The 7299-nt window shown below is 71.3% G+C and carries 10 protein-coding genes; 4 read left to right on the top strand and 6 right to left on the bottom strand.

From position 1 onward, the window contains the following. Positions 1-73: 73 nt before the first annotated feature. Positions 74-922 carry a L,D-transpeptidase gene (locus tag VF092_26860; protein ID HEX6750938.1) on the bottom strand — a complete coding sequence of 283 codons (849 nt, stop codon included), beginning with the start codon at positions 920-922 and terminating at the stop codon, positions 74-76. Between the two features lie 70 nt (positions 923-992). After that, a complete protein-coding gene (locus VF092_26865) occupies positions 993-1706 on the bottom strand; it encodes a hypothetical protein (protein HEX6750939.1) in 714 nt (237 codons plus the stop codon). A 283-nt stretch (positions 1707-1989) separates the two neighbouring features. On the opposite strand from VF092_26865, the gene VF092_26870 reads away from it, so the two are divergent. The 3 genes from VF092_26870 to VF092_26880 all read left to right on the top strand — a co-directional run bounded on the left by VF092_26870 (position 1990) and on the right by VF092_26880 (position 4599). After that, positions 1990-2388 (top strand): DUF423 domain-containing protein, encoded by a 399-nt coding sequence (locus VF092_26870; protein HEX6750940.1) that lies wholly within the window; start codon positions 1990-1992, stop codon positions 2386-2388. A gap of 196 nt (positions 2389-2584) precedes the next feature. Beyond that, a complete protein-coding gene (locus tag VF092_26875; protein HEX6750941.1) occupies positions 2585-3784 on the top strand; it encodes a hypothetical protein in 1200 nt (399 codons plus the stop codon). Positions 3785-3921: 137 nt separating this feature from the next. Next, entirely contained in the window at positions 3922-4599 is a 678-nt protein-coding gene (locus tag VF092_26880; GenBank protein HEX6750942.1) for a uracil-DNA glycosylase, read from the top strand. 82 nt (positions 4600-4681) lie between these two features. Here VF092_26880 and VF092_26885 read toward each other — a convergent pair whose 3' ends face one another. The 4 genes from VF092_26885 to VF092_26900 form a co-directional block, all read right to left on the bottom strand. Continuing rightward, on the bottom strand, positions 4682-4861 hold the full coding sequence (locus VF092_26885) for a hypothetical protein (protein HEX6750943.1): 180 nt from the start codon (positions 4859-4861) through the stop codon (positions 4682-4684). Between the two features lie 56 nt (positions 4862-4917). Then, complete coding sequence (locus VF092_26890; protein HEX6750944.1) at positions 4918-5079, bottom strand: hypothetical protein; 162 nt, start codon at positions 5077-5079, stop codon at positions 4918-4920. A 63-nt stretch (positions 5080-5142) separates the two neighbouring features. Next, positions 5143-5739: a hydrolase gene (locus VF092_26895; protein ID HEX6750945.1), complete on the bottom strand. Its 597-nt coding sequence runs from the start codon at positions 5737-5739 to the stop codon at positions 5143-5145. 279 nt (positions 5740-6018) lie between these two features. Further along, positions 6019-6711 (bottom strand): class I SAM-dependent methyltransferase, encoded by a 693-nt coding sequence (locus VF092_26900; GenBank protein HEX6750946.1) that lies wholly within the window; start codon positions 6709-6711, stop codon positions 6019-6021. A gap of 223 nt (positions 6712-6934) precedes the next feature. Here VF092_26900 and VF092_26905 point away from each other — a divergent pair. Beyond that, positions 6935-7299 (top strand): NUDIX-like domain-containing protein (locus VF092_26905; protein HEX6750947.1); only part of this gene is annotated, 365 nt, incomplete at its 3' end.

Consider the following 7299-nt stretch of genomic DNA (forward strand, 5'->3'; position numbering starts at 1 on the left):
GAGTGCGTCGGATCCCGAGCGGACCCGACGCACTTTCGCACTCACGCACTTCCGCACTCACGCACTTCCGCACTCAGTAGATGTAGACCGGCGTGCCCACCGGGACGTGGTGGTACATCCACAGGATGTCGTCGCGGTGCATGCGCAGGCACCCGTGGCTGGCCGCGTCGCCCACCGAGTTGGGGTTGTCGGTGCCGTGGAAGTAGTAGCCGTCGTACATCTCCAGCTTGGCGGCGCCCAGCTTCCCGCGGTACTCGCGCTGCGGGCTTCCCCACGGCGGGATGATGACGTTGCCGCCGCGGATGGGCACCTGCCCTGCCGGGTACCCCGCCAGCGCGTTGGGCGGCGCGTTGCTCATGTCGATGATCCCCATCCCATTGCGCCGCGCGACCTCCACGTAGTGCCAGTTGGGCGGGATCCACACCGGGTCCAGCTCCTTGCTGGTGATGGCCATCTTCCCGCGCGGCGTCTGGAAGCGCTTGGTCACGCCGTCGATCACCACCGTCTTCCCCGAGCCGATGGCCACCGGCGCGCGGAAGATGGTGTCGTTCGCCTGGATGAACAGCACGCGCCGCTCGGCCAGCGACACCACCAGGTACGGCTTGTTCGCCGGCGCCAGCTCCTCCTCCTTCGCGGCCAGCCTGCGCTCGCGCGCGGCCACCTGCTGCGTGAGCTCGGCCTCCTTGCGCCGGACGAACTGCATCGAGCGCTCGTCGCGGTTGTACACCATCTCCGCCACGCGCCGCTCCAGCCGCGCGTCCACCGCGAACGCGCTCGTCGCCACGAACAACCCCGCGGCCACGAACACGCCCAGCAGCAGCGCGACGACCGTGCGCCGGTGGTCGTGCGCGATCCGGCGCAGCCGCCCGGGCGGCGTGTGGTCGCGCCGGTCCTCGATTCCCGTCCGTGTCAGCCTCGCCATGCTATCTCTCGCCTCCGCAACGGATTCCCGTCACCTGCTTTCGCACCCTCGCACTTCCGCACTTCCGCACTCAGTAGATGTACACCGGCGTGTCTTCCTTCACCGCGTCGAAGATGGCCACCAGGTCGCGCCGCTGGGCCATGAACCCCGCGGGGATCACGCCGTCCTTGAGCGGCCCGGCCTGGGGCTGGGTGTAGATCTCCGTCCCGTCGTCCAGGGTGATGACGTACGCGCCCATCCCGCCGTCCACGCGCCGCTCGGACTCGGGCGGCACGGGCTGGCCGCGGCTGACGTACACCCAGTCGGGGATCGTCACCGTCGGGTTCTGCTGCAGCCTGGTGATGTGGCGCTCGCCCAGCCCGCGCACGAAGCGCCACTGCCGCCCGTCCGGCGCGCGCACGATGGAGTCCGGCCCGATCACGAGCTTGGCGCGGCGCAGCGTGGCGCGTCCCTGCCGCAGCTCCAGCACCGAGTCCTTCAGCACCACGGCCAGGTGGCGCTTGTTGGTCTGCAGCGAGCGGACGCGCATGTCGCGCTGCAGCAAGGCCACCGCCAACTGCGTCCGCCGCTGGCGGTGCTCGAGCAGCTCGGCCTGCGTCTGCTTCTGCGCGGCCGACATCTGCCGCGTGATCTCCGCCGTCTGGCGGTTGTAGCGCGGGATGCGCATCGCCACGGCGCCCGCGGCCAGCACGAACACCGCGATCAGCGCCACCGATCCCCAGAAGAACGCCGGGTGCTCGCGCCTGAATCCCTCGCGCCGCGGAGCCGTTTCGTCAGTTGCCATGGTCGATGGTACGGTGAGTCGCCTGCCCCGATTGCGCCCGATGTTTTGCAAGAGGTGTTCCGCGGCGCTCCTAAGTCCCGCTGCGATTGAGGCTTAGAATCCAGGAGCCAGGATTCTCAAGGTCTCGCACGGGGTCATCGGAGTCATCGCAACGCTCTCCGTGGACCCCGATGGCGCCGTTGAGGCATCCAGATCTCGATCCAGACGCGCGGGAGTGGCGCGGCGAGCGGCGGCAGCGGATCTTCATCTCCCGAGGGACCACTGAAGACTTCACGGATGGGGGATGATGGAGCGGACGTTCTGGCGGCTGGGCGGGATCTTCGCGTTCGTGGCGGTGGCGGCGGGTGCGTTCGGCGCGCACGCGCTGCGCGGCCGCCTTCCCGCGGAGCTGCTGGCGGTGTTCGAGACGGGCGCGCGCTACCAGATGTACCACGCGCTCGCCCTGCTGGCGGTCGCCCTCGCCGCGGCGCGGACGCAGGCGAGGCCGGAGGCGCTGCGCGCGGCGGGATGGCTGTTCACCACGGGGATCCTGGTCTTCTCGGGCAGCCTGTACCTGCTGGCGCTCACCGGCGTCCGCGCCTGGGGCGCGGTGACGCCCATCGGCGGGCTCTGCTTCCTGGCGGGATGGATCGCGCTGGCGATGGGGGCGACCTCGCTCGTCTCCGCGCCGCGCGGGAGCTGAGATCCGCGGCTGTCCACGCGATGGGACGCTTTTGTCCGCGCGCGTGCACGGGGTTGGATGGGGGCGCATCCATCCCCCATCGCAAGTGATTGCAGCGGAACGTGTTGCGATTGCCGGTGTAGGGGCGCGCGGATTGCTCCCCGTGTGGAAACGGATGCTGTTTCGCCCTACGTCTTCTCGCCCGAAGGATCACACCATGAGACGCCTGGCTGTCCTCCTGTTGCCGGTGCTCGCGCTCGCCGCCTGCGTGCCGCCCGGCTACGGCCCCTATTCCGGCGGCGGACGGTATTCGAACTACGGCGGCGACCGCTGGTACGACGACTCCAGCATCCCCCTGGCCGCGCGCATCGTTCCCGACGGGCAGTGGTTCGCCATCGAGCTGAACCGCCCGGCGCACGTGGCCATGTTCGAGATCCTTCCCGGGCGCGGCGTGGCGCTGGTGTATCCCACCTACTCGCGCGAAGAGGCGTTCATGCCCTCGGGCTACTCGGCGCTGCGGCTGCCGGGCGCGCGGAGCTACGACTGGTACGACGCGTCGTACCGCGGCGGGCGCTACCTCAGCAGCGAGCCGCACGTGTACTTCCTGGTGGCCTCGCGCCAGCCGCTGCGCATCACCCGCTTCCAGCGCTCGCCCTTCGCGCTGCGCACGGTGCTGGGCTACAACTCGTACACGTCGCTCAACTACCGCACGGTGATGAACGACCTGGTGGGCGCCATCGTGCCGCCGCAGGGCGACGACGACTGGACGACCGACGTCTACACGGTGTGGCCGAGGTCGTACCGCCGCTCCGCGTACAGCAGTTACGAGGGCTACACGCGCGTCTACTGCGGCAACGGGTACTACGACCTCGTTCCGTGGGAGCTGTACAGCTTCGCCTGCCGCGGCTACAACCGCCGGCACGAGGGGCAGGTCAGCGGCGGCGGCAACGGCAACAACCCGCCCCCGGTGCGCGACACCACGCACGTGAACGTCCCCGGCCGGCGCCGCCCCGTGCCGACCGACAGCGTGGCGGCGGGCCCGGGCGGGGTGACCACCGCCGAGCCCGCCAACGGCGAGCGCCGCAGGCCCGAGCGACGGGCCCCCGAGCCGCGCCGCGAGGGGCCGCGCATGACCGACGACAGCCGCCCGCGCGTGGCGCCGGTCACCACCAGCGGCGACGACGACCGTCCCAGCCGCCCGGAGCCCCGCCGCGAGGAGCCGCCCCGCGAGAGCCCGCGCCAGGAGTCGCCGCGCGTGGAGCGTCCCGAGCCGCGCGCCGAGTCGCCGCGGGCCGAGCCCCGGAGCGAGCCGCGCTACGAGGCGCCGCGCAGCGAGCCGCGGTACTCGGCCCCGGCGCCGCCGCCACCTCCCCCGCCGCAGTCGCCGTCCACGGTGCGGCCCTCGGCTGAGCCGTAAGGGCAGGGAGATGGAGATGCGCCGCACCCGCCGGAGCCGTCCGGCGGGTGCGGCGCTTTTTCGTCCATGCGGTGTAAGTCTGCGCGCGTGATGGTGATGCGTCTCCGTCCGATCCCGATCTACCGAATCAGTCCCGCATGTCCCTGAACGTCATCGAATCCGAAGTCGTGGCCTGCCGCCGGTGCGAGCGGCTGGTGGAGTGGCGCGAGCGGATGGGGCGCGAGAAGCGCCGCATGTACCGCGACGAGGAGTACTGGGCGCGCCCGATCCCCGGCTTCGGGGACCCCGCGGCGCGGCTGCTGATCCTGGGCCTGGCACCCGCGGCGCACGGCGGCAACCGCACCGGCCGCGTCTTCACCGGCGACCGCAGCGGCGACTGGCTGTACGCGGCGCTGCATCGCGCGGGCTTCGCCAACCAGCCCACCAGCACGCACCGCGGCGACGGGCTGGCGCTCACGGACGTGTGGATCACCGCCGCGGTGAAGTGCGCGCCGCCGGACAACAAGCCGCTCCCCGACGAGCGCGACGCCTGCCTCCCGTTCGCCGCGGCGGAGCTGGCGGCGCTGCCCGGGCTGCGCGCGATCGTCTGCCTCGGGAAGTTCGCGTGGGATGCGGCGCTGCGCCTGCTGCGCGAGGCGGGGCACGACCTCCCCGCGCCGCTGCCGAAGTTCGGCCACGGCGCCGAGGCGCGCATCGGCGGGGGGCTGACGCTGATCGGGTCGTATCACCCCAGCCAGCAGAACACCTTCACCGGCCGCCTGACCGAGCCGATGCTCGACGCCGTCTTCGCCGCCGCGCGCCGGGCGATCGGCTGAGCCGCGGAGCGGACGAGCGAACGGGCCGCATCTTCCCCGGTGGGGGGAGATGCGGCCCGTCTCGTGGCGTGTCTCGCGGTCGTCAGAACCCGAGCTCCTGCCGGTCGATGGGAGCGCACTCGGGGCAGGTGTAGCGCGGCGGGCACGAGAACCGGCACGTGGGAATGCTGGCGTCGAACGCGCGCACCGTGCCCGCCTCGTCCGTCGCCTCCACGGTGGTGGGGAACGAGTCCACGCGGATGTCGTCGAGCTTCACTTTCATGGCCGCCTCTGGGGTGAGGGTGGAATTACCGGCCCGTTCCGGCCGGCGTGCGACCGCTACTGTACCGGGCACTCGGGACAGGTCTCGCGGCCGGGGCAGGTCGCCCGGCAGGTGATGAGCAGCAGCGACGCGTGCGCGTGCACGGTGCCGCGGCCCTCCGGCGCCGCGCCGGCCGTCGCGAACGAGTCGACGCGGATCTCCTCGAGCTTCAGCTTCATCGTTCCTCCTCGCATGAAGGTTCGCCCGCGAGCGCCGCACGTTCGGGGCCACGAAGATGCAATCTATGGTGTGGGGAGGGCGGCGAGTACCTGTTCCGTGGAGCGGATGCGGGCCAGGCGCGGGAAGATGGTGGTGAAGGCGAACGCGTGCGCCTCGGCGGAGAACGCGGCGGTCGCGTTCTCGACGATCACCTGCGCGTAGGCCAGCTCCATCGCGTTCCGCGCGGTCGACTCCACGCCGAAGTTCGTGGAGATGCCGCCGAGGACGATGGTGCGCACGCCGCGCCGGCGGAGCTGCAGCTCCAGGTCGGTGCCGTTGAAGGCGCCCCAGTTGCGCTTGGTGACGACGACGTCGCCGTCGCGTGGGCCCAGCTCGGGCACGATCTCGTCCCACCCGGGCGGGAGCGGCGGTACCGGCGGCGGGTCGTCGATGTCCGGCCGCAGCATGTCGCGCCCGTCCGGCGCGTAGCTCACGCGGACGAGGATCACCGGCGCGCCGGCGGCGCGGAAGCGCTCCGCCAGCCGCGCCGCGTTCGCCACCACCGCAGCGGACGAGTGCGGCGCCGTCTCGCGCGCCACGATCCCGCGCTGCAGGTCGATCAGCACCAGCGCCGTCGTCGCGGGATCGAGCCGCAGCAAATCATCCCCAGCCATCTTCATCTCTCTTCCCGAAGTGTGCCTGACCCGGAGCCTGGACCCATCGCCGGTGTCATCCTGAGGCTGAGGGAGGCGCCGCACCAAACCTGGGTTGCACCGAAAATTGGCGCCGACCGAAGGATCTACTCGCCCCACGGACGAAGCCTGCTCGAGCGAGCCGATCTTCAGCCCTCCCCTGCAAGATCCTTCGGGCGCGCAGGGATATCGTGCGACCTCGGCTTCAGTGCTCCGCGCCCTCAGGATGACACCGGGATCCGTGTCTCATCAGCCTCAATCAATCCCTCATCCCGTCGGCGAGGCCTGTCCATAGAGGAAGAAGCTCTCCGTCGCCCGCACGTCCGCGCGCCAGCCGAGCGCCTCGAGCTGCCGCTGCAAATCCCCCGTCTCGTAGAAGACCTTGTAGATGTGGAAGCGGCGGCCGTCGTTGAGCTTGCGCTCCAGCACCACGTCGCCCTCGTCCGATAGGCGATGGTCGGTGGCGGTGGAGAGCTCCGTGCGCAGCGAGTCGACGAAGAACACGCGGCCGCCGGGCGCCAGCGCGCCGCGCACCATCTCCCAGAACGCGGCGAAGCGCTCCGGCGGCACGTGCGAGAGCCAGAAGCTGAAGAACACCACGTCGTACGCGCCGTCCGGCCGCCAGGCGAAGATGTCGGCGCGCTCACGGCGGACGCGCCCGTCGTCCACGCGGCGCCGGTTCAGCTCCAGCACCTCCTCCGACGCGTCCACCGCCGTCACCTCGTCGGCCCAGCGGACCAGCTGCTCGGTCCACCACCCGGTGCCGCACGCCAGCTCCAGCACGCGCCCGGCGGGCCGGAACCCCTCCAGTGCCGCGCGCACCTCGTCGACCTCGGCGAACCAGCGCGCGCGGTGGTCGGGCCCACGGTCGTATCGCCCGGTCCGCTCGAACCACTCGTCGTACTCGCCCGCCCGGGCGCGGTAGTACTCCTTCTGCTGCTCGATCAGGTCGGCGTCCATCGCCACGCGCCCTCCTTTTGCGGGGATTCCCGGACGGTATCACCGGAGCCGAATCACCGCCAGCGCCGAGGGGAGATGGCGGAGATGGTCCAATCTCCACAGGGATGATTGATCCGCTGCGGTGGCCAATCGGTGGTTGTGTGCGGCTGCGTCTGCTGGTTTATTCACCTGCTCGACGATGGACGAAAGAGGTGGCGGGATGCTGGTTCAGGAGACAAAATCGTTGGTTAAGCCAAACATCTTCGCGGGCGCGCAGTTCGACCGCGCCGCCGGGCTGCGGCGCGACGCGGAGTGGATCGCGGAGCGGCTGGCGGATTCGGCGAGCCGCTTCGCGCCGGTGTGGCGGCTGAAGAACCTGTTCACGGCGGATGGAGAGCCGCGCGTCCGCTGGCTTTCGGCGCGCGAGGCGGCGCCGCTGCTGGGGGCGTCCACGCCCGTGTTCCTGGGGATGGACGACGGCGCGGCCCGCTTCGCCGTGGAGGTCGTGCACGAAGATCCCGCCGACGTGGCCGCGGCGGCGGGCGGCGAGTTCCAGGAGCTCCGCCGCCACGGCGCCGTCCTGCCACCGCGCGACGCGGGGCTGCTGGC

This window comes from Longimicrobium sp., assembly GCA_036377595.1.
Classification (GTDB): Bacteria; Gemmatimonadota; Gemmatimonadetes; order Longimicrobiales; family Longimicrobiaceae; genus Longimicrobium.